23 protein-coding genes, 1 tRNA gene and 1 riboswitch are annotated in these 21,106 nt (G+C 69.8%); of the genes, 15 read left to right on the top strand and 9 right to left on the bottom strand.

What is annotated here, in order from left to right; translation table 11 throughout:
• Nucleotides 1-495: 495 nt before the first annotated feature.
• The 4 genes from CQ047_RS12440 to galU form a co-directional block, all read right to left on the bottom strand.
• Nucleotides 496-568: transfer RNA gene (locus tag CQ047_RS12440), tRNA-Ala, on the bottom strand.
• A gap of 50 nt (nucleotides 569-618) precedes the next feature.
• Nucleotides 619-1,470: a hypothetical protein gene (locus CQ047_RS12435; protein WP_105675695.1), complete on the bottom strand. Its 852-nt coding sequence runs from the start codon at nucleotides 1,468-1,470 to the stop codon at nucleotides 619-621.
• 73 nt (nucleotides 1,471-1,543) lie between these two features.
• On the bottom strand, nucleotides 1,544-2,173 hold the full coding sequence (locus tag CQ047_RS12430; RefSeq protein ID WP_181155927.1) for a GNAT family N-acetyltransferase: 630 nt from the start codon (nucleotides 2,171-2,173) through the stop codon (nucleotides 1,544-1,546).
• 26 nt (nucleotides 2,174-2,199) lie between these two features.
• Nucleotides 2,200-3,087, bottom strand: a complete 888-nt coding sequence (gene galU / locus CQ047_RS12425) for a UTP--glucose-1-phosphate uridylyltransferase GalU (RefSeq protein ID WP_105675693.1) — start codon at nucleotides 3,085-3,087, stop codon at nucleotides 2,200-2,202.
• A 41-nt stretch (nucleotides 3,088-3,128) separates the two neighbouring features.
• Here galU and CQ047_RS12420 point away from each other — a divergent pair, with 41 nt between their 5' ends.
• The 3 genes from CQ047_RS12420 to mscL are packed head-to-tail and all read left to right on the top strand — an operon-like array spanning nucleotide 3,129 to nucleotide 4,449.
• Complete coding sequence (locus tag CQ047_RS12420) at nucleotides 3,129-3,725, top strand: 5-formyltetrahydrofolate cyclo-ligase (RefSeq protein WP_105675691.1); 597 nt, start codon at nucleotides 3,129-3,131, stop codon at nucleotides 3,723-3,725.
• A 15-nt stretch (nucleotides 3,726-3,740) separates the two neighbouring features.
• A complete protein-coding gene (locus tag CQ047_RS12415; RefSeq protein ID WP_105675689.1) occupies nucleotides 3,741-4,013 on the top strand; it encodes an FmdB family zinc ribbon protein in 273 nt (90 codons plus the stop codon).
• A gap of 28 nt (nucleotides 4,014-4,041) precedes the next feature.
• Nucleotides 4,042-4,449, top strand: coding sequence for a large conductance mechanosensitive channel protein MscL (mscL, locus tag CQ047_RS12410; protein ID WP_105675687.1), 408 nt, complete (start codon nucleotides 4,042-4,044; stop codon nucleotides 4,447-4,449).
• A gap of 115 nt (nucleotides 4,450-4,564) precedes the next feature.
• Here mscL and CQ047_RS12405 read toward each other — a convergent pair whose 3' ends face one another.
• Together CQ047_RS12405 and CQ047_RS12400 are read right to left on the bottom strand one after the other, a co-directional pair.
• Nucleotides 4,565-4,756: a hypothetical protein gene (locus tag CQ047_RS12405; protein ID WP_105675685.1), complete on the bottom strand. Its 192-nt coding sequence runs from the start codon at nucleotides 4,754-4,756 to the stop codon at nucleotides 4,565-4,567.
• Nucleotides 4,749-8,417, bottom strand: coding sequence for an AAA family ATPase (locus tag CQ047_RS12400; protein WP_258132625.1), 3,669 nt, complete (start codon nucleotides 8,415-8,417; stop codon nucleotides 4,749-4,751). Before CQ047_RS12400 ends, CQ047_RS12405 begins: the two co-directional genes overlap by 8 nt.
• Before the next feature lie 240 nt (nucleotides 8,418-8,657).
• Between CQ047_RS12400 and CQ047_RS12395 the strand changes: the two genes are divergently transcribed.
• The 4 genes from CQ047_RS12395 (at nucleotide 8,658) to CQ047_RS12380 (ending at nucleotide 10,981) form a co-directional block, all read left to right on the top strand.
• Nucleotides 8,658-9,176 carry a methylated-DNA--[protein]-cysteine S-methyltransferase gene (locus CQ047_RS12395; RefSeq protein WP_105675705.1) on the top strand — a complete coding sequence of 173 codons (519 nt, stop codon included), beginning with the start codon at nucleotides 8,658-8,660 and terminating at the stop codon, nucleotides 9,174-9,176.
• A gap of 137 nt (nucleotides 9,177-9,313) precedes the next feature.
• Nucleotides 9,314-10,150, top strand: coding sequence for a LuxR C-terminal-related transcriptional regulator (locus tag CQ047_RS12390; protein WP_105675681.1), 837 nt, complete (start codon nucleotides 9,314-9,316; stop codon nucleotides 10,148-10,150).
• Between the two features lie 38 nt (nucleotides 10,151-10,188).
• Nucleotides 10,189-10,256, top strand: a riboswitch (guanidine-III (ykkC-III) riboswitch).
• A gap of 10 nt (nucleotides 10,257-10,266) precedes the next feature.
• Nucleotides 10,267-10,593, top strand: a complete 327-nt coding sequence (locus tag CQ047_RS12385) for a multidrug efflux SMR transporter (RefSeq protein ID WP_105675679.1) — start codon at nucleotides 10,267-10,269, stop codon at nucleotides 10,591-10,593.
• Nucleotides 10,594-10,633: 40 nt separating this feature from the next.
• Complete coding sequence (locus CQ047_RS12380; RefSeq protein WP_105675677.1) at nucleotides 10,634-10,981, top strand: Lsr2 family protein; 348 nt, start codon at nucleotides 10,634-10,636, stop codon at nucleotides 10,979-10,981.
• Nucleotide 10,982: 1 nt separating this feature from the next.
• Here CQ047_RS12380 and CQ047_RS12375 read toward each other — a convergent pair whose 3' ends face one another.
• Nucleotides 10,983-11,657, bottom strand: coding sequence for a MarR family winged helix-turn-helix transcriptional regulator (locus CQ047_RS12375; RefSeq protein WP_105675675.1), 675 nt, complete (start codon nucleotides 11,655-11,657; stop codon nucleotides 10,983-10,985).
• A 71-nt stretch (nucleotides 11,658-11,728) separates the two neighbouring features.
• On the opposite strand from CQ047_RS12375, the gene idi reads away from it, so the two are divergent.
• Genes idi through CQ047_RS12335 form a run of 8 tightly spaced genes read left to right on the top strand, consistent with a single transcriptional unit; the run spans nucleotide 11,729 to nucleotide 19,620 of the window.
• Nucleotides 11,729-12,268: an isopentenyl-diphosphate Delta-isomerase gene (gene idi, locus CQ047_RS12370; protein WP_105675673.1), complete on the top strand. Its 540-nt coding sequence runs from the start codon at nucleotides 11,729-11,731 to the stop codon at nucleotides 12,266-12,268.
• Nucleotides 12,265-13,350: a polyprenyl synthetase family protein gene (locus CQ047_RS12365; protein ID WP_105675671.1), complete on the top strand. Its 1,086-nt coding sequence runs from the start codon at nucleotides 12,265-12,267 to the stop codon at nucleotides 13,348-13,350. Before idi ends, CQ047_RS12365 begins: the two co-directional genes overlap by 4 nt.
• Nucleotides 13,347-14,258, top strand: coding sequence for a squalene/phytoene synthase family protein (locus CQ047_RS12360; RefSeq protein ID WP_105675669.1), 912 nt, complete (start codon nucleotides 13,347-13,349; stop codon nucleotides 14,256-14,258). The genes CQ047_RS12365 and CQ047_RS12360 overlap by 4 nt, the downstream gene beginning before the upstream one ends.
• Nucleotides 14,255-15,850 carry a phytoene desaturase family protein gene (gene crtI / locus CQ047_RS12355; RefSeq protein WP_105675667.1) on the top strand — a complete coding sequence of 532 codons (1,596 nt, stop codon included), beginning with the start codon at nucleotides 14,255-14,257 and terminating at the stop codon, nucleotides 15,848-15,850. Before CQ047_RS12360 ends, crtI begins: the two co-directional genes overlap by 4 nt.
• Nucleotides 15,847-16,194, top strand: coding sequence for a lycopene cyclase domain-containing protein (locus tag CQ047_RS12350; RefSeq protein ID WP_105675665.1), 348 nt, complete (start codon nucleotides 15,847-15,849; stop codon nucleotides 16,192-16,194). Before crtI ends, CQ047_RS12350 begins: the two co-directional genes overlap by 4 nt.
• Nucleotides 16,191-16,523, top strand: coding sequence for a lycopene cyclase domain-containing protein (locus tag CQ047_RS12345; protein ID WP_105675664.1), 333 nt, complete (start codon nucleotides 16,191-16,193; stop codon nucleotides 16,521-16,523). Before CQ047_RS12350 ends, CQ047_RS12345 begins: the two co-directional genes overlap by 4 nt.
• A complete protein-coding gene (locus tag CQ047_RS12340; RefSeq protein ID WP_105675662.1) occupies nucleotides 16,520-17,410 on the top strand; it encodes a prenyltransferase in 891 nt (296 codons plus the stop codon). The genes CQ047_RS12345 and CQ047_RS12340 overlap by 4 nt, the downstream gene beginning before the upstream one ends.
• A 23-nt stretch (nucleotides 17,411-17,433) precedes the next feature.
• Nucleotides 17,434-19,620 carry an MMPL family transporter gene (locus CQ047_RS12335; protein ID WP_105675660.1) on the top strand — a complete coding sequence of 729 codons (2,187 nt, stop codon included), beginning with the start codon at nucleotides 17,434-17,436 and terminating at the stop codon, nucleotides 19,618-19,620.
• Between the two features lies 1 nt (nucleotide 19,621).
• Here CQ047_RS12335 and CQ047_RS12330 read toward each other — a convergent pair whose 3' ends face one another.
• Nucleotides 19,622-20,419, bottom strand: coding sequence for an ABC transporter ATP-binding protein (locus CQ047_RS12330; RefSeq protein ID WP_105675658.1), 798 nt, complete (start codon nucleotides 20,417-20,419; stop codon nucleotides 19,622-19,624).
• Nucleotides 20,416-21,084 (bottom strand): FadR/GntR family transcriptional regulator, encoded by a 669-nt coding sequence (locus tag CQ047_RS12325; protein ID WP_105675656.1) that lies wholly within the window; start codon nucleotides 21,082-21,084, stop codon nucleotides 20,416-20,418. The genes CQ047_RS12330 and CQ047_RS12325 overlap by 4 nt, the downstream gene beginning before the upstream one ends.
• Nucleotides 21,085-21,106: the final 22 nt, after the last annotated feature.

Raw genomic sequence — 21,106 nt, 5'->3', positions numbered from 1 at the left:
AGGCACCGAGGCACCGAGGCACCGAGGCACCGAGGCACCGAGGCACCGAGGCACCGTAAGCCTCATCCCACGAGAGAGTCGTCAGATGTGCACTCCCCCTCGGGGCGGCCCGCGCGCACTCGCGCACTGGAGTGCGACAGCGCCGGCGCCGACGCTGCCTTGGGGTCAGGCGGGTCCTGTGACGTGGGGAAGCTGCAACTGTCGGGGGATGTCGCCGGAGTGGCGTGCTCCTCACGGGTGCCGTGTGGGACCGACGGGTTTCGGCGCGATCGATCCGTCGCTCTACGACAACGTGTGTCGTGAGACCTCGTCATTGGTGGAGCCAAGGGAACTCCGGTGCCGGCGGGTCTGAGGGGACTCCGTCGCCGAGATCGTCGGTGGACCTAAGGGGACTCCGTCGCCGGTGCTGCGCTCCGGCTCCTCCCCGAATCACTCAGCCGTATAGACGTAGGAAGCCCCCTCCGGGCTGCGCTCGGAGGGGGCTTGCTTCGTCTGTGGACCTAAGGGGATTCGAACCCCTGACCTCCTCGATGCGAACGAGGCGCGCTACCAACTGCGCCATAGGCCCTTGACGTCATCTACGTTATCACGCTGAAGGAGACGTCTGCGCCGACCGGGTCACCCGGCCGCACGGCGGGCGAGCAGGTCGCGGACGTGCGCTTCGATCTCCGCATCATCCACGAAGCCCATCCTCGTGTACGGCGAGGAGGCCGCCGGCATCTGCACCGGCGCCGTGGACGCAGCCATCTGCTCTGCGCGATCACGGAGCTCGGCCATGCGCGCCGCCTTGCGCAGTTCCTCCTGCGCATCGATCTGCGCCAGAGCGACCTGTGCGCGCGAGCCCGCCCTCGAGACGAGAGGCTCGGGAAGCGGACGCGGAGTCCACGTGGCCGGACCCTGATCGTGGAGTGGAGGTGCCGTGCGCGGTGCTGCCGGCGCAGCGATCGGCGCCGCCGACCGTCGCGACGCACGAGCGGCCACGGAAGACATGCGCTGGAGCATCACGCTCGCGACGACGACGAGAGCTCCGCCGGCCCACAACAGCCCAGACGCCTGCACGGCGATGAGCTGCCACACGCCGAACGCCGCTGCGGTGAGACCGACGAGCAGAGCCGAGGTCGCGATGAGGCGCAGCCTGCGGCGGGCGCGCGCCTGCCGGACCACCGGGTCGGCCTTCGTCGCCGCGAGCTGCTCGCGCAAGAGCACGAGTTCGGCGGACTCCTTCTCCGACTGCACCTTCTTGGCGAGCTTCTGCTGGGCGAGCGCGGTCCGAGCCGTCAGCTCGAGATGCACCTCACCCGGAGTCTCACTCGTCTCGGCGAGGACGCGCAGGGCCTGATTGAGGCGGACGGCGTTGCGCTCAGCCGCGTTGTACTGGAAGCGACCGCGCCACGAAGGCAGCAGATAGAGCATCCACAGGAGCACAGCGACGAGGACGATCACTCCCCCGCTCAGCACCGGCCCATCCATAGCCACAACGGTACGGGGAACAGGGCGGCGCGCCTCGCACCGCGCGGGCGCGTGTCGCGATCGGATCGCCTATTCAGACGGCGAAGCGGTCGGCGGGAGGGATGGTGGCGGCATCCGGCGGCACCTGGCCGTTGATCCAGCGAGCCAGCACCCCCTGGGGCACGTCCTCCTTGGTCAGCGCGAACGCGTAGTGGTCGCGCCAGTCCCCGTCGATGTGGATGAAGCGCCGCCGCAGCCCCTCGTATCGGAACCCGAGCTTCTGCACGACCCTGAGGCTCGCCGCGTTCTCGGGACGGATGCAGATCTCCATGCGGTGCAGGCCGTACTCGACGAAGCACGCGTCGGTCGCGAGCGCAACAGCCGTCGGCGTGATGTTCCTGCCCGCGAACCTCTCGCTCACCCAGTACCCGATGGTCGCCGAGCACAGCGAGCCGCGCGCGACGCCCCACACGTTGAGCTGTCCGGCGATCTCGCCGTCGTACTCCATGACGAAGGGATATCCCGCCCCGTCCCGATACTGCTGAAGAAGACGCCGGATGCTCAGCCGCATGTCGAACGAGACGGATCCGTACGGGACGGTGGCCTCCCACGGCTGGAGCCAGGAGCGGTTGGCCAGCAGCTCATGCTGCAGGGCGCGCGCGTCGCGCGTGCGGACCAGCCTCAGCTCGATCGGCCCGTGCCGCATCCCCGTCGACAGATCCATCCGCGCACTCCCGACGTCCGCGTCGCCTACAGGCGCTCCGCGAACTCCTTCAGCCACGGTCGCAGCTCGGGCCCGAGGTCATCACGGTCGGATGCCAGCTGCACGATCGCCTTGATGTAGTCGACGCGGTCGCCCGTGTCGTAGCGGCGACCACGGAAGATCACTCCGACGACCCCGGGGCCGCTCGTGTCGGTCGCGAGCACCTGCAGCGCATCGGTGAGCTGGATCTCCCCGCCCTTGCCCGGCTCGGTGTGCTCGAGGATCTCGAAGATCGACGCGGGCAGCACGTAACGGCCGATCACGGCGAGGTTGGACGGCGCGTCCTCCTGCGCCGGCTTCTCGACGAGGCCGGTGACGCGCACGGCACCCTGCCCCTCGATCTCCTCCACCGCTGCCGCGCCGTACATGTGGATGCTAGCGGGGTCGACCTCCATGAGGGCGATGACCGCGGCGCCGGAGCGCTCGTGCTCGGCGATCATCTCGGTGAGCAGCGGATCGCGCTCGTCGATGAGGTCGTCGCCGAGGAGGACGGCGAAGGAGCTGTCGCCGACGTGGGTCTTGGCCCGCAGCACGGCATGTCCGAGTCCCTTCGGCTCTCCCTGGCGGACGAAGTGGATGTCGGCGAGGTCGCTCGACTTCATCACCCGCTCGAGGCGCCCGGTGTCGCCCTTCTCCATCAGCTTCACCTCGAGCTCCGGCACGGAGTCGAAGTGGTTCGAGATCGCGTTCTTGTTGCGCCCGATGATGACGAGGATGTCGTCGATGCCGGCATCCGCCGCCTCTTCGACGACGTACTGGATCGCCGGCTTGTCGACGACGGGGAGCATCTCCTTCGGCATCGCCTTGGTCGCAGGCAGGAATCGCGTCCCCAATCCTGCTGCGGGAATGACGGCCTTGATCTTGTGCTCACCCATCTCCCCAGCCTAGCGGTGGGCATCCCCGTAGACTCTGAGCCATGTCGAATGACGTCGAGCATGCCAAGCGGGCTCTGCGCGCCGAGCTCCGCGAACGCCGCCAGCTCCTGAGCGCCGCGCAGCGCGAGAGCGCGGCATCCGCCATCGGCCAGAGGCTCGACGACCTCGTGGACTCCCTCGGCGCGCGGTCCATCTCCTGCTTCCTCTCGACCACGACCGAACCGGGCACGCGGGACTTCGTCACGCGGGCGGTGCGGCGCGGCATCCGCGTCCTGCTCCCCATCACCCGAACCGACGGTCTGCTCGACTGGGCGGTCGCCACCGACGACGACGAGGTCGCCGAGGGCCTGTTCGGCCTTCCGGAGCCGACCGGCGAGGTGCTGAGCCCCATGGCCGTGAACGACGTGGACCTGATGATCATCCCCGCGGCGGCCGTCGACCGCAGCGGCATGCGCATGGGATGGGGGCGCGGGTACTTCGACAAGACCATCGGCTCCATGGAGAAGTGCCCGCCCGTGTACGCGGTCATCTATGATTCCGAGATACTCGACTCGCTGCCTCGCGAGATCCACGACCAGCCGGTGACCGGCGTCGTGACGCCGACGCAGACCCTGATCCTGTCGCAGACGCGACGCTGACCTCAGAGGAACGACATGCCCACCTATGCCTACGCCTGCACATCGTGCGGACACCGCTTCGACGCCGTCCAGAGCTTCGCCGAGGACGCCCTCACCATCTGTCCCGAGTGCGGCGGCGCCCTGCGCAAGCAGTACGGCTCGATCGGCGTGACGTTCAACGGCTCGGGCTTCTATCGCACGGACTCGCGCAGCAAATCCGTCAGTTCTGGGGATGCTTCGGCATCATCGAAGACGGAATCCTCGACGGGAGCCAAAAAGGCCCCTGCGTCGACTCCGGCCTCATCCTGAGGTCCTCGATCCGTTTGGGGGAGTTTCTGTGATCCAGGGATTCAAAGAGTTCATTCTCAAGGGCAATGTCATCGACCTGGCCGTCGCAGTCGTCATCGGCGGCGCGTTCACCGCGATCGTCAACGCGGTCGTCGCCAGCGTCATCAACCCGCTGGTCTCGCTGTTCTTCATGGCCGACGCCGCCGGCAACTTCGGTCCGAAGATCAGGGGCATCTACGGCCAGGAGGTCACCTTCCCTCTGGGCGACCTCATCACCGCGGTCATCAGCTTCTTCGCCGTCGCGCTGGTCGTGTACTTCGCGTTCGTGCTGCCGATGAACGCGTACAAGGCGCGCAAGGCCGCGAAGAACCCCATCGCCGAAGAGGCCGCACAGGCCACCGAAGGCGAGCTCCTCGCCGAGATCCGCGACCTGCTGAAGCAGCAGCGCGGGGCCTGACCCGTCTACGCGAGAACGCCCGGCTCCTCCCTCGAGGAGCCGGGCGTTCTGCTGCATCCGCCCTGCGGCGTTGAGACACTCCTGCGATTCCACAGGGCTGCGGCATGTTCGCGATTCAGTAATGCGGCGGAACGTCGCGCAGCAGCTGCTGATCGTTGGGGCCCTTCCCCGCGGATGCCGGCGGCGGCGGGCGCTCCTCGTCGGAGGTCCCCGTCTCCGGAGACGGGTCGGTGCCGGGCACCGGGGTCAGCCGAGCGCGGCGCGAGCCGGGGACCCGCACGACACGCTGGGGGCGGTCGTCAGTCATCTCGCGCGTCGTCGACGTCGAGCGGCTGCGTGTCGTTGTCGGCACGCGGCGCGGATGCCGAGATGCCGAGCACTCCGGCGATGCGGGTCGCCGCCGTCACCGGGTCGCTGTACAGGTCGAAGGCGTGCACCCGCACGTAGTGCCAGCCGAGCCGGCGAAGCACATGCGGGCGCAGCCGCAGCGTCTCCCGCAGAGACTCCCCCCGCGATTCGGGGTCGGACTCGATGACCACCGCCTTGCCGTTGTGCTGCGCGACGAGCGGCAGCAGACCGCGGTAGTCGACGTCGACGGAGGCTCCGAGGCGGCGCAGCTCCCTGGCGAGAGCCAGCGTGAGCGGATCGGCGAGATCCTCGAGGCGGGCCTCCCTGCCGCGCGCGGCGAGGTTGCCGAGCGTCGACATGAGCGTGGCCGCACCGTGCTCCAGTCGCCCGTCGTCGAAGGCGGACGGACGGATGGACGAGACGATCACCATCGAGCGGCGGGCTCTCGTCATCCCGACCGTGAGCAGCCTCTCTCCGTCGGGGGTCGACAGGTCGCCGAAGTCGCTGAGGACGCGGCCGTGCTTGGTCAGGCCGAATCCGAGCGAGAAGATCACCCGGTCGCGGCTCTCGGCCACGGACTCCTCGAGCGTGAGGACGGCGAAGGGCTCTGCCGTGTCGCGACCCACGAAGTCGGCCACGTCGGAGCGCCCGGCGAACGCCGACGTCACGGCGGCGCGCACGCGCTCGGCGTGGCGGGCGCTCGCGGTGACGACCATGAGCGATTCCTCCGGCCGGTGCACGGCGTGCTCGACGACCAGGGTGACGACCCGGGCGACCTCGGCGTCGGGGCTCTCGACGGCTCCGGAGATCGGATCGGGGGCGCCGGTGCCACCCTCGACGTAGTCGACGGTGAGGCTGCCACGTCCGAGGTACGAACCCGCCCAGGGCAGCGACACGATCTCGCCGCCGTAGAAGGCGTCGTTGATGAGCTCGACCAGATCCTCGCCGCCCGCGCGATAGCTGCGGGTCAGCGTCATCACCGGCAGCACCTCGGAGAGGCGCTCGAACACCGAGACCTCGTCGAACGGCACCTCGGCCTCCCAGTCGGAGGCGGGATCGACGGCGACGTGGAACGGCTTGGGCTTCTGCGTCACCGGGTCGCCGAACGCCACGACCTGGCGTGCACGGCGGATCGCCGGAGTCGCCTCCGCGAGGTTCACGGCGGCGGCATCCACCAGCAGCACGGTGTCGAACTCGACGGAGTCCGGGATCTCGGGCACGAGATACGGCGACGAGATCCACACGGGGGCGAGCACGTTCACGAGGCTCGGAGCGGAGCTCACGATCTCCGCGGTCGTCGTTCCCGGCTGCTTCAGGGCGCGGCGAAGATGCTGCGACTCCTGCGGCTCGTCGACGATGGCGATCTTCCACTGGTTCGCCAGCTGCCACGCCAGCAGAGGACCCGCGGCCGCCGCGTGCGCCTCGTCGACCAGTCGGAAGTCCCGCTCCAGCCTGTCGACGACCGCCGTGTTGGCTCCGAGGAGCGCGCGGTCGTCCTGCAGCGCCCGCTCGAGCAGGGACTGCCACCAGGCGAACTCGAGCTCGTCACCCACGCGCGCCTCGGACACATGACGGACGGACAGCTCGGCGAGCAGGGGGCCGAGGCCGAGCTCGGCCAGGCTGTCGCGCAGCTTCGCCCGCTCGACGAGGTTGTCGAAGACGTCGGACTTCGCGGCGAGTCCGGCGAGCGTGCGCACCAGTCGCGCGACCGGGATCGAGGCGAGAGGCTCGCGGCGACCGAGAGCGGCGTCGAGCTCTGCGAGCTCGGCCTGCACCCGCTGCCACGAGACGTAGACGTCGGCGAGACCGAGGGGGATCTCCGGAGCCACTCCCGCCTCGACGCAGCGCTGCCACTGCGTCCGCTGCGTCTGGATCCGCAGGAGAGCCTCGTGCATCTCGGTCACGTGCACACCGGGACGCACGTACTCCTTGGCCAGCTTGCGGAGCCGTCGGCGGTTGGCGCCGGACATGCCCGGCGCATCGCGTCGGGAACCGTGAGCCTGGATCAGCTCGCCCAGCGGACGCTCGAAGACGGTGGGGCTGAAGCGGTCGAGCGAGTCGCGGATGCCCTGGAGCAGCCGCAGGTACTCCCCCAGCTCGTCGATCGTCGAGAAGGGCCTCATATGGGTCTGCGCGATCAGCGCGTAGCCGCGCTCGAGCAGGGCGGGCACGCTCGTCGAGTGCAGCCGTGCGGCGAGCTCGTGAGCGGATCGCGCGGCATCCGTGCTCGTGAACGTGACGCCGTACCAGGGCGAGTCGTCGGGTCCGAAGCGGAACTCGCCGAGCCGCGCGGCCTGCGCGAGGGACTCCGCCGCCGCCGTGCGGTCTCCGGCCAGGCGGCGCAGCGTCTCCGCGCTCAGCCGAGCGGTGGTGGACGGCGGCTGCGGGAGCGAGGCGAGCGCCGTGAGGTGCCTGGTCGCATCGAGGACCGATGCTCCCGTCCCGTGGACCTCGGAGGTCAGCGCCCTGCGATAGTCGCGCAGGACCGTCCGCAGGCGCACCAGGGCGTCGTCGACGTCGCTGACCTTCGGCGCCGCGGCCTTCTCGTTCCTGCCGATCGCCCGCACGAGATCCCGGCGGACTCCCGCCGTCGACACGGCGAGGCTGTCGAGCCCGATCCCGGCGAGCCGATGACGCACGCCGTCGAGAGTCGAGCGTCGAGCAGACACCACGAGGACGCGCTTGCCCGCACGCACCAGCTCTCCGAGCGCGTTGATCACGGTCTGCGTGCCCCCTGTGCCGGGGAGCGTGGCGACGGTCAGCGAGTGGCCCGCGGCGATCCGCGTGAGCACGGCCTCCTGCTCCGCGTCCGCATCGAGGAGCAGATTGTCGGATGCCGGGGCGCGGTCGTCCGGTCCGGTGTACCGCGGATCGGGGCGCCGTGCCGTGACCTGCTCGCGGTCTGCGACATGACCCGCGAGAGCGTTGAGCACGACGTGATCGAGGGAGCGGGCGTCGCGCGTCATGGCCCCGCTCACGTCCGCGAAGGTCGAGACCAGCAGACGGGGCTGCACGGAGAAGGTGTCGATCGAGCGCGTCGTCGCCCGCAGGCTGTCGATCACCGGCTGCGGTTTGAAGATGCCGCCGTCGTAGGCGAGCGCCGCGAGCGCCGCCGCGTCGATCGTGATGCCGAAGTGCTCGCGCGCGATGCGGATGAGCTCGGGGTTCACCTCGAACGCGCCCTGCAGCTTGAGCTCGAAGTCCGAGTGGTGTCGGCGGATGGCGAGCGGGCGCAGCAGCACGGGCGCCGCGAAGTCGACGCCGCCGATGCGCCATCCCGCGACGCCGACCGCGAGATGCACGGCCTCGATGCCGCGGACGGTGCGCAGCTCGGTGTTCTTGGCGGTGATCCGCTCGGCGGCGAGGCGAGCCGTGCGCAGGCCGACCTCGTCGCGGAAGAGGTTGGAGAGAAGCGTCGACTTGCCGGTGATGAACTGGGGAAGGCTGCCGGGGTGCGCCTTGGAGATGTCGATGCCCGATTCGACGGTGTCACGGAAGGACACCAGGGGCGAGGGCCCGCCGAGATCGGCGGCCTCCGCGCGGAGCCGGGTGCGCTCGGCCTCGGCCGCATGGGCCACACCGACGCCCGTGGCGCCGTCGCCCAGCTCTCCGAGGGTCACTGCGGCGTCCGTTGCCGCTTCTTCCGCAGCCTTGCCATCACGTCGCCACACACCTCACACCCTAAGCGCGACACGCCACAGGGCCGGTATCCCGGGCGGGTTTCACCGGATTTCCGCTGCTGAGCGGCCGCACCGCTCCCCTTTCCACTCCTCGTCCACGCCTGCCGGGCGTGGACGGGTTCTCCCCCGATCCCGGGTCTCGTGCCGTGCAGGGTCGGCGTCGCCCGTCAGTATGGGCTCATGACGTACCGCTACGACTTCGCTCCCACACCGTTCGGTGATGCACTCGCGGTGTTCTCCGACGAGGGGATCGTCCAGTTCGACCTGTCCGAGTCCGACGACCCGACCGTCCCCTGGCTCCTCGAGGGCGTCGCCCGCAGGCTCCGCTCGGTGCCGGAGCCCGACCCCGGCGCCGCCGACGAGCTCGCCCATCTGCTGGAGGACTACTTCGACGGCGAACCGGTCCGGTTCGACGATCATCTCCGACTCGACTGGCGCCTCGCAGACGGCTTCGCCCTGAAAGCCCTCCAGACGATCTGCACGATCGAGTGGGGCGAGACCCTCAGCTACGGCGAGGTCGCCGCGCTGGCAGGGCATCCGGGTGCGGCACGCGCCGTGGGAACGGCGTGCCGGCTCACACCGTTCTCGATCATCGTCCCCGTGCACCGGGTGGTGCGCTCCGACGGGACCCCCGGTCACTACGGGGCGCACCCCGAGCGGAAGCGCTATCTGCTCGATCTCGAAGCCCGGAGGGGATAGCGGAAAGACGACGCGGGTCCGGCGAGTAGGCCGCCGGGCCCGCGTGCCCACGACGGCCCGGTGGTAACGTCGTCGCTACGAAATGGGGCACGACGCCGTCACCCCGGAAGCAGGTGGTCGTGAGTACTCCGTCCGGAATGGAATCCGAGGCCGAGCTCGTCGCCCGCGCGGTGAGAGAGCTCGCCACGCGCACGCGCTTCCCCGTCGCCTTCGGAGGCCTGGTCGAAGAAGGCGTCGTCCGCGTGACGAGCATCGTCGGCAACCGGACCCACAGCCTGGACGGCCTCCGGGTACGCCCGGAGCGAGGGCTCGGCGGACGGGCGATGATGGAGCAGCGTCCGCGCATGACCAGCGACTACGGCTCCTCGCAGCAGATCACGCACGACTACGACGGTTTCGTGCTCGGCGAGGGCATTCGCACGCTGCTCGCCCTGCCGATCGTGGTCAGCGGTCGCCCGCGCGGCGTGCTCTACGCCGGCGCTTGGGACGAGACCCCGGTGGGCGGCGTCACCACGGCTCCCGCGATGCAGGTGGCCCAGTCCGTCGCAGACGAGCTGAGGATCCGCGACGAGGTCGATCGACGCCTGCGCGCTGCACAGGGATCGGATGCCGTCGCGCCGTCGCAGCGCGAGGAGCTCCGCGAGAGCTTCGCCGAACTGCGCAGCATCGCCGCATCGATCGACGACGCCGACCTGCGGGCGCGGATCGCCGGGGTGGAGAGCCGCCTCGTCGCCCTCGCGGGAGATGCGCTCCCGACCACGACCGGCCCCGTTCCGACCATCCACCTCTCCCGGCGCGAGACGGACGTCCTCGCCTGTGCGGCGCTCGGGGCCACCAACGCGGAGATCGCGACGCAGCTGGGTCTGCGCGAAAGCACCGTGAAGGCCTATCTCGGCTCCGCGATGTCGAAGCTCGACGCCTCCACCCGCCACGCCGCCGTGGCGAGAGCGCGGCGTGCCGGCCTGCTCCCCTGACTGCACAGGCCCTGCCCAGCGCCTGTTGCTACGGTGGGTCCTGGCCGATGAACCTCGGCCCCGGACGAGGCAGACCAGTACCCGGTGAGCGAAAAGACTGGTCCGAAAGGACCATCATGTCGTGGATCATTCTTGTCGCCTCCGGAATCCTCGAAGCCGTGTGGGCGACCGCCCTGGGTAAATCAGAAGGATTGACAAAACTCTGGCCGAGCGTGATCTTCCTCGGCGGGCTCGCATTGTCGATGTTCGGACTCGCATTCGCCATGCGGGAGATCGCCACCGGCACCGCCTATGCGGTATGGGTGGGAATCGGCGCGACGCTGACCGTGGTCTGGGCGATGATCACCGGAGACAGCGAGATCTCCTGGATCCGCATTCTCCTTCTCCTGGGTCTCGTGGGCTGCATTGTCGGCCTGAAACTGATCGACCCCGGCCACGAATAATCCTTGGCGCAATTAGCCGTCAGGTTGTAGTGTCAATTCCATGGCGAAAAGAATTGTGCATCAGCTGGTCGATGACATCGACGGAAGCGTCCTGGAAGTCGGAGAAGGCGAGACAATCCACTTCTCCCTGAATGGAGCCGCATACGAGATCGACGTGAATGCCGAGCACGCAGAAGAATTGCGCAAGGCATTCGCTCCGTACATCTCCGCTGGGCGCCGTGCGGGTTCATCGGGAGCGCCGTCTCGCGCTGCCGCTCCCCGCAAGCGCCCCGCGCGCAACCCCGAGGTCGCGGCCATCCGCGCCTGGGCGAACGACAACGGCTACACCCTCTCCGAGCGCGGTCGCATCCCCGCTCCTGTCATCGAGGCCTACAACGCGGCTCACTGAGTCACACCGGCGCCGAGGAGTCTCCCCGATCTCGGGAGGGCTCCTCGGCGCCTTTCTGCGCCCAGGGCTCATCCCTGAGGGTGATCTCGTCGGTCATGTCGACGAGGAAGCGGATCACGACGTCACGCTCCGCGGCCGATAACCGCGCGGCCGCATAGAACCGCTTGGACTGCTGCCGACCCACGGTCTCCATGGCCGCATGGCGGGTCTCCGCCGTGATCGATATCGCCAGCGCCCGCCGATCCGTCGGATGCGGCGCGCGAACGATGTGCCCGCTCTTCTCCAGCCTGTCGAGCAGCTTCGTCGTCGACGCGGTCGAGATGCCGAGGTGCCCGGCGATGCCTGAGGGGGTCGCGATGACTCCCCTGTTCGCGCACACGATGAGGTAGTGCAGCGCGCGCATGTCGGTCTCATTGAGTCGCATGAAGCGCCGAGACGCGAGGGAGAGCTTCTGCTCCGCATCGCGGAGGTCACCCAGCGCACCCATGAGCACGGCGATCTGCCGGAGATCCTCCGGAGACACGCCGGTGCGATCGATCAGCGCGCTGCGCGGATCGCTGGCCTCCACGTCGTAGATGGCGGCGTGCGTCAGACCGTCGGGAGACGTCCGCTCGGCGGAGGAACCGGGCTCCGTCGTGCCCCCGGTCAACGGGCTGGCATCAGGTCCGGTGTCCATGCGATCATGTTACACACGAATTACTTCATGCTAAGTTGACTATTAGCCAAGCTAGCGAAATGAGGAGGACGATGGTCGAGGTCACGCTTCTCGCTGAAGACGGCTCCCCCATCGGCACGATGCCGAAGGAGAGCGTGCACAGCACCGACACTCCCCTCCACCTGGCCTTCTCCTGCTACGTCTTCGACGATGCGGGCCACCTCCTCGTCACCCGGCGCGCCCTCACGAAGCGCACGTGGCCCGGCGTGTGGACCAACAGCTTCTGCGGTCACCCCCAACCGCAGGAGGACATGTCGGATGCCGTGCACCGACACGCTCTCGCAGAGCTCGGAATCGGACTCTCCGCCGTCGAGCTCGCTCTGCCCGAGTACCGCTACCGTGCGGTCGACGCGAGCGGCATCGTCGAGAACGAGATCTGCCCCGTGCATGTCGCGACGATCGACGGCACCGTGTCCCCGGATCCGGCCGAGGTCATGGAATGGGCATGGGTCGATCCCGCTGCTCTCGCCACTGCCGTCGCGTCGGCGCCGTTCGCTTTCAGCCCGTGGCTGCGGGAGCAGCTGCCGCAGCTCGGTCACCTTCCGCTGCTCCGGCCGATCGGCGCCTCATGAACGCCCTCGCCCTGGGGGCCGACCTCCGGATCCCCATCGAAGAGGCACTGCGCCGCCAGCTCGACCAGCGCATGCCCGATGCCCGACGCTACGGACCGGAGTTCTCCCGCCTGTGGGAGCTCACCGCCGAGAAGGCGGTGGGCGGAAAGCTGCTGCGCCCACGGCTCCTCGTCGAGATCCATCACGCGCTCTCCGATGACGCCGAGTCCGATCCGCTGCCGCCGACCGTGCTGGAGATCGCCGCGCTGGTCGAGCAGATCCACTTCGCGTTCCTCCTGCACGACGACATCATCGACGGCGACGTCCTCCGGCGGGGAACGACCAACCTCATCGGCGCGCTCAGCACCGAGGCGCACCCGCGGATCGACGAAGAGGCACGACTGCACTGGGCCCGGAGCAGCGCCCTCCTGATGGGGGACCTGCTCCTCGCATCCGCTCTCCTCGGCGCGGCCAGAGCCGACCTCGCCTCCCGCGTGCGGGACCGCCTGCTGGACGTGATCGACCGCACCGTCACCGAGACCGTCGCGGGCGAGCACCGCGACGTCGGCCTCGCCGACGGGATCATCCCGCCCGACCTCGAGACCATCCTCGCGATGACGGCCGACAAGACGGCGGCGTACTCCTTCGAGCTCCCCCTGCGCTGCGGCGCCATCCTGGCCGGCGCATCGGAGGATGCCGAGGCCGCACTCGTCGACATCGGTCGCCCCCTCGGTCTGGCGTATCAGCTGCAGGACGATCTGCTCTCGGTCTTCGGAGAGGCGGCCGAGCACGGCAAGGACCCGCGCTCCGACCTCCGCGAGGGCAAGGTGACCGCGATCATCGCCTTCGCGCGCACGACGAGCACATGGCCGCGCATCGCTCCGCTCTTCGGCTCCCCCGATCTTCAGCCGGGTGAGGAGGCGGACGTGCGCGACCTCCTCCGTGCCTGCGGCGCCGAGGAGTTCGTGCAGCGGCTGGTGGACGAGGAGATCGCGACGGCTCGCGCGCTCCTGTCGACCGCGGAGCGATCGGGAGCGCTGCCGCCGACCGCGGTCGATCGCGTCGCACACCTCGTCGACCGCGTCGAGGGGAGACGGTCATGACCCGCGGCGACGCCGTCGAGGTGAGCTCCCTCGACAGGTTCACCCGAGCGGCGGAGGCGACGTCCGCCGACGTCATCACGGCGTACTCCTCGTCGTTCGGCCTGGCGACGCGGCTCCTCGGCACGCGCCACCGTCGGCACGTGCGCAACGTGTACGCCATGGTGCGCGTGGCGGATGAGATCGTCGACGGGGTCGCCGCGGAGGCGGGGCTCGATGCCGAGGGGCAGCGCGCCGCGCTGTCGTCCTACGTCGACGAGACCCACCGCGCCCTGCGCGACGGCTACAGCACCAACCTCGTGCTCCATGCCTTCGCCCGCACCGCGCGGGCGTCCGGCATCGGCGAGGATCTCACCCGGCCGTTCTTCGAGTCGATGGCCGCCGACATCGCCGCCGACTCCGGCTCCGATGCCCTGGTCGCCTACGACGCGGGGGCTCACGAACGCTACGTGTACGGCTCCGCGGAGGTCGTGGGGCTGATGTGCCTGCGGATCTTCCTCCGGGCTGAGTCGCGGACGGAGCAGGAGCTCGCGGCACTCGAGCACGGCGCACGGCAGCTCGGCGCCGCGTTCCAGAACGTCAACTTCCTGCGGGACCTCGCCGATGACACCACGCGCCTTCATCGCGGCTACCTCGCAGGAGAGCACCGCCTGACGGACACGGACCGCGACAGGTGGGTCGCCACGGTGCGCGCGCAGCTCGCCGACGCCCGCGCGGTGATGCCGCTGCTGCCCCGAGACTGCCGCTCCGCCGTTCGAAGCGCCCACGACCTGTTCGCCGCGCTCGCGGACCGGGTGGCGACGACGCCGACGGCCGAGCTGTACCGGCGCCGCGTGCGGGTCCCCGATGCGCTCAAGATCTGGCTCGCGGTCCGTGCGACGCTGCGGACCCGTCTGGAGCGCGCCTCGTGAGCCGCATCGTCGTCATCGGCGCGGGTGTCGCCGGACTCGCCACCGCGGCGCTGCTCGCGAAGGACGGGCATGAGGTTCTGATCCTCGAGAAGAACGGCGCTCTCGGCGGCCGCGCCGGATCGCTGGAACGCGAGGGCTTCCGCTTCGACACCGGCCCGTCGTGGTATCTCATGCCGCAGGTGTTCGAGCACTTCTTCCGGATGATGGGGACGAGCAGCGCGGAGCAGCTCGACCTCGTCGCCCTGGACCCCGCGTATCGCGTGTTCACGGACCCTGTGACGCACCCGGATGGCGCGGTGACCGTCACCGCGGGCCGCGCCGCGACCATGCACCTGTTCGAGACCATGGAGCCCGGCGCGGGGGCGGCCCTGAGCTCCTACCTCGACTCCGCCGTGCACGCGGGGGCGATGGCGGAGAAGCACTTCCTCTACAACCCCTTCACGGGCGCCTCCTGGATGACGCACCCCGAGGTGCTCAGCGCGGCGCCGCGCCTGGTCCCCCTCCTGCTGACCCGGCTCCAGTCGTTCGCAGCGCGTCGGTTCCGGCATCCGGTGCTGCGGCAGATCCTCGGGTATCCGGCGGTGTTCCTCGGAACCGACCCCCGAACCGCGCCGGCGATGTACCACCTGATGAGCGCCCTCGATCTCGACGACGGCGTGCTGTACCCGCAGGGCGGGTTCCACCGTGTCGCCGAGAGGATCGCCGCGCTGGCGTCCGAGGCGGGTGCGGAGACGCGCACGGGCGCGGAGGTCACGGCGATCCTCACCTCCGGCGAGCGCCGGGGCGCCAGAGCCACCGGCGTGCAGTGGGTCGACGAGCACGGCGCGCAGCACGTCGAGCGCGCTGATGTCGTCGTCTCGACCGCCGATCTGCACCACACCGAGACCCGTCTGCTGCCCCCGGCGCTGCGTTCCTATCCCGAGCGATGGTGGCAGCGCCGCACGAGCGGCCCCGGTGCGGTGCTCGTGATGCTGGGCGTCCGCGGCGCACTGCCTCAGCTCCCCCATCACTCGCTCTTCTTCACGGACGACTGGGATGCCAACTTCGATGCGATCTTCGGCCCGCACCCCTCGATCCCCTCTCCGGCATCCGTGTACGTCTGCCGGCCGAGCGCGACGGACGTCGAGGTCGCGCCGGAGGGGCACGAGAACCTCTTCATCCTGGTGCCCGTCCCCGCGGACGTCGAGATCGGGCACGGCGGACCGGACGGCACCGGTTCCGCCGCGGTCGAACGGGCCGCGGATGCCGCCATCGACCTGGTCGCCACCTGGGCGGGAATCGACGACCTGCGCGAGCGCATCGTGGTGCGCGAGACGACGGGACCCGCCGACTTCCGCGACGACTTCCACTCCTGGCGCGGAGGGATGCTCGGGCCCGCGCACACGCTCTCGCAGAGTGCGATGTTCCGTGCGGGGAACGCGTCGCGTCGCGTCCGCGGCCTCTTCTACGCCGGCGCCACGACGTCACCCGGCGTCGGAGTGCCGATGTGCCTGATCAGCGCGGAGATCGTCCTCAAGCGGGTCAGGGGCGACCGATCCAGCGGGCCGCTGGCGACGGACCCGGTCGCCGCCTCCAGGGAGGCCGGGCGATGACGGGCCTGATCTACCTCGGCGCACTCCTCGTGTCGGCGGGATGCCTGGTCCTGGTGGACCGGCGCTATCGGCTGTTCTTCTGGCGCGATCCGCTGTCCGCGCTCGTCGTGACGGTCGTCGGCGCGGCGTTCTTCCTCGCCTGGGACGCAGCCGGGATCGCGACCGGCCTCTTCCTGCGCGGCGACGCGACGATCGCGACCGGCCTGGTGCTCGCCCCGGAGATGCCGATCGAGGAGCCGGTGTTCCTCCTCTTCCTCGTGCAGTGCATCATGATCGCCTACACGGGTGCCGCGCGGATCCTCTCCGGTCGGGGGCGCAGCACGCGAAGAGAGGAGGCGTCATGACCGCCTACCTGTCACTCGCGCTCTGGTTCGTCGGCATCGCCGCCGCGCTGGCCGCGCTGCTCACTCTCCTCTCCGGGAGGCGTCGCCGCGCCCACGTCGGCGCGATGGCCCTGACGGCGCTCGTCCTCTTCGTCCTCACGGCGGCCTTCGACAACCTCATGATCGGGGCGGGGCTCTTCCACTACGACGCGGCTCAGCTCCTCGGCGTGAACGTGGGTCTCGCCCCCGTCGAGGACTTCGCGTATCCGCTCGCCGGCGCGCTCCTGCTCCCCGCCCTGTGGGAGTTCCTGCGGGGCCGTCGGGCACGAGCCGAGGAGGAGAGCACATGACCGCCCCGGCATCCCCCCGTTCCGCGGTGCGCGACGCCGCTCTGGTGCTGCTGTCATCGCGGCCGGTGAGCTGGATCAACACCGCCTTCCCCTTCGGCGCCGCGTACCTGCTCACGACGAGAGAGCTCGACGCGACGGCGATCGTGGGCTTCGTGTACTTCCTCATCCCGTACAACCTCGCCATGTACGGCATCAACGACGTCTTCGACTACGCCTCCGATCTCGCGAACCCTCGCAAGGGGGGAATCGAGGGGGCGCTGCTGCCGCCTCGGCTGCACCGCTGGACGCTCTGGGCCGCTGTCGTCACGAACCTCCCGTTCCTGGTCTGGCTCGCCGTCGTCGGATCGCCCGTGTCGTGGATCGCTCTGGGGGTGAGCGTGTTCGCCGTCATCGCCTACTCCGCTCCGGGGCTGCGGTTCAAGGAGCGCCCCTTCCTCGACTCGGCGACCTCCAGCATCCACTTCGTCTCCCCCGCCGTGGTCGGTCTCACCCTCGCGGGCGCCGACATCACCCTCGACACGGTTCTCGTGCTGCTCGCGTTCTTCCTCTGGGGCGCCGCCGCCCACGCCTTCGGCGCCGTGCAGGACGTCGGCCCCGATCGCTCGGCCGGCATCTCGTCGATCGCGACCGTGATCGGCGCGCGCGCCACCGTGCGGATGGCGGTGATCCTGTGGTTCGTCGCGGGCATCGCCATGCTCTTCACCCACTGGCCGGCGCCCCTCGGCGCCGTGCTCGCCCTCCCCTACATCGTCAACGCCCTGCCCTGGTGGAGCGTGACGGATGAGACCTCCGCACGCACCAACACGGCGTGGCGTCGATTCATCGTCATGAACTACATAGCCGGATTCCTCGCGACGATGATCCTCATCCTCGCCTGGAACTCCTGACCGCCCCTCCCGAGAGGAACCCGATGTCCCGACCAGACCGCGTCCCCGACACCGCGCGCCGCGCGCGCCCTCGGCACCGCGCCTGGCTGCGCGCCATCCTCCCCGCAGCGCTGATCCTCGTGTGGCTCGCGGGCGCGGGACTCGGCGGCCCGCTGTTCGGCAAGATCGATGAGGTCTCGTCGAACGACCGCACTGCGTACCTCCCCGAATCCGCCGATGCCACCCAGGTGCAGAAGCTGCTCGGCGAGTTCACCGACAGCGACTCGATCCCGGCGATCGCCGTGTTCGTCGCCGACGGCACGCTGTCCGACGGAGACGTGACGGCCATCTCGGATGCCGTGAGCTCGGCGACCGAGGTGGAGGGCGTCGCCGACGAGGTGTCGCCCGCGCTGACCTCCGATGACGGGAAGGCGGCCCAGGCCTTCATCCCGATCAGCAGCGACGCGGAACTCGGCGACGCCGTGTCCGCGCTCGCCGATCACCTCCGTTCGGCGGCTCCGGAGGGCGTGACCGTCTACATCACCGGCCCCGCGGGCTTCAGCGCCGATCTCGTCGCGGGCTTCGCCGGGATCGACGGCCTCCTCCTCGGCGTCGCTCTGCTGGCCGTGCTGATCATCCTCGTGCTCGTGTACCGCTCGCTGCTTCTGCCCGTGGTCGTGCTGTCGACCAGCCTGTTCGCCCTCTGCGTGGCGCTCCTCGTGGTGTGGTGGCTCGCGAAGACCGGCGTGCTGCTGCTGAGCGGTCAGACCCAGGGCATCCTGTTCATCCTCGTCATCGGCGCGGCGACCGACTACGCCCTGCTCCTGGTCTCCCGATTCCGCGAGGAGCTTCGGGGCACCCACGACAAGGGCGCCGCCCTCGCCGCGGCGTGGAAGGGATCGTTCGAGCCGATCGTCGCCTCCGGCGGCACCGTGATCGCCGGACTCCTGTGCCTGCTGCTCAGCGACCTGAAGTCCAACAGCACTCTCGGACCGGTCGCCGCCATCGGCATCGTGTTCGCCATGCTCGCCGCTCTGACCCTGCTGCCCGCCCTGCTCATGCTGTGCGGTCGCGCCGTCTTCTGGCCGCGCCGCCCCGTGTTCGACCCTGAGGCCGTCGCCGCCGAGGACGGCCGCCCCACGACCGGCCTCTGGGCCGGCGTCGCACGGATGATCAGCCGGCGCCCCCGCACGATCTGGATCGCGACGACCGCGCTGCTGCTCATCGGCGCCGCAGGCCTCACGCAGTTGAACGCCACCGGTGTGCCGCAATCCGACCTGGTGCTGGGGTCGTCCGAGGCGCGGGACGGCCAGTCCGCCCTCGGCGAGCACTTCCCCGGCGGCTCCGGCAGCCCCGTCTACGTGGTCGTGCCGGAGGATCGCCTGCAGGATGCCGCCGATGCACTGCTCGCGAACGACGGCATCGACGGTGTCTCGGTGACCGCGGCCGACTCGCCGAGCGGGACGGCGCCGGTCACCGCAGACGGCATCGGAGCCGTCGGCGCGCCGGGGACGCCGATCCCCTCGCCGACGCTGGTCGACGGGGACGTCCTCCTTCAGGCGACGCTCACCGACGCGGCCGATTCGGATGCCGCGGCATCCACGGTGCGCGATCTGCGCACCGAGCTCGATCCGCTTGGCGCCCTCGTCGGAGGCGTCACCGCGACGTCGGTGGACACGAATGACGCCTCGATCCACGATCGCAACCTGATCATCCCGGTGGTGCTCGTGGTGATCATGCTGATCCTCATGCTGCTGCTGCGGTCGATACTCGCTCCGGTGCTGCTCATCCTCACCACCGTGCTCTCGTTCGGCACCGCCCTCGGCGTCTCCGCGCTGGTCTTCGACGGGATCTTCCGCTTCCCCGGCGCCGACCCCGCCGTTCCGCTCTTCGGATTCGTCTTCCTCGTCGCCCTCGGCATCGACTACAACATCTTCCTGATGACGAGGGTCCGCGAGGAGTCCCGACGGCACGGCACCCGCGACGGCATCCTCCGAGGACTCTCGATCACGGGAGGCGTGATCACCTCGGCGGGACTCGTGCTGGCAGCGACCTTCGCCGCGCTCTCCGTGATCCCGATCCTGTTCCTCGTGCAGCTGGCGTTCATCGTCGCCTTCGGCGTCCTGCTCGACACCTTCGTCGTCCGCTCCCTGCTGGTCCCCGCCCTGGCGTACGACATCGGCCGACGCATCTGGTGGCCGTCTGCCCTGTGGCGCAGGGGGCAGGACTGAATCAGACGACGAGGCGCTTGCGCGCCCTGGCGCTCCAGCGCCCTTCGTCGTGAGCGACGTCGATCGGATGCCGGAACGCCTCGCTGATCGTCTCGGAGGTGACGACGTCGGCGGTGGCGCCGGCGGCCAGTACACGGCCGTCGGCGATCACCATGGCGTGCGTCGTGCTCTCCGGGAGCTCCTCGAGGTGATGGGTGACCAGAACCGATGCGACCTCCGGCTCGCTGCGGGAGAGGTCGTCGACCGTCTCCAGCAGCTGCTCCCGCGCCGCGACGTCGAGCCCCGTGGTGGGCTCGTCGAGCAGGAGCAGGGCGGGTGACGCCGCGAGCGCGCGCGCGATGAGCGAGCGTCCGCGTTCGCCCTGCGACATCGTGGGCCACTCGGCGTCCGCACGGTCGTCGAGGCCGACCAGCGCGATGAGCTCGTACGCCCGCGCGCGCTCGGCGTCGCTCGGCGCCCAGCGCATCATCTTCTCGATCGTGCCGGTGAACCCGGTGAGCACGACGTCGAGGACGGTCAGGTCGGAGCGGATCGGATGCCGAGGGTTCACGTGGCCGATGTGACGGCGCAGCTCCTGCATGTCGACGCGCCCCAGTCGTCGGCCGAGAACGTCGACCGTTCCTGAAGTGGGGTGGGTCTGCGCCCCGCAGAACCCGAGGATCGTGCTCTTTCCCGCACCGTTCGGACCGAGCAGCGCCCAGTGCTCCCCGGCCCCGACTCGGAGGTCGATGCCGTGCAGGATCTCCTTCCCGTTGCGTCGGAAGGTCACCCCGTCGAGCCGCAGCACGTCGACGGTCACGCGAGCGCCGCCTTCAGCGCGATCAGGTGGCTGCGGCTCTCCGCGGCGGCGGCGTCCGCGTCGCGATCGATCACGGTGGCGGCGAGACGGACATGCCGCTCGTGGTCCTCCGCTCCCCCGAAATCCACGCGGATCCGCAGCATCTCGACCATCGTCTGACGCAGTCGCGGAGTCAGACCGTCGAACAGGTCGAGCAGGATCGGGTTGTGCGCCGCCGCCATGATCGTGCGGTGGAAGGCCGTGTCGGCGTCGACGTGCTCCTCGATGCTGGAGACCGCGGCGCCGCGGTGGTCGAGAGCCCTCCGGATCGCACGCACATCCGCCGCAGTGCGGCGGGAGGCCGCGAGCGACGCCGCCTCGGACTCGATCGCGATCCTCGCCTCGATCACGCTGACGATGTCCGCCCGGCGCAGCACGGCATCCCAGTCCTCCGGCGCATCGAGCGCTGTCACGAAGACGCCGGCGCCCTGACGGGTCGCGAGCACTCCTCGCCCGGCGAGCTGACGGATGGCCTCGCGGACCGTTGACCGCCCCACACCCAGCTGGGGCGCGAGCGTCGTCTCTCCCGGGAGCTTCTGCCCGAGCTGCCATTCACCGGAGCGGATGCGGTCGAGAAGGAGATCCGCCGCCTGATCGGCGAGCGGAGTGCGCTGGATCTGTGCCATGCCCCGAGTATAACTTGTCAAC

It is taken from the genome of Microbacterium sp. MYb72 (assembly GCF_002979415.1).
In the GTDB taxonomy this organism is placed as follows: domain Bacteria; phylum Actinomycetota; class Actinomycetes; order Actinomycetales; family Microbacteriaceae; genus Microbacterium; species Microbacterium natoriense.
The sequence above is the reverse complement of the archived record's forward strand: the minus strand, read 5'-3'. Positions and strand labels throughout refer to the sequence as shown.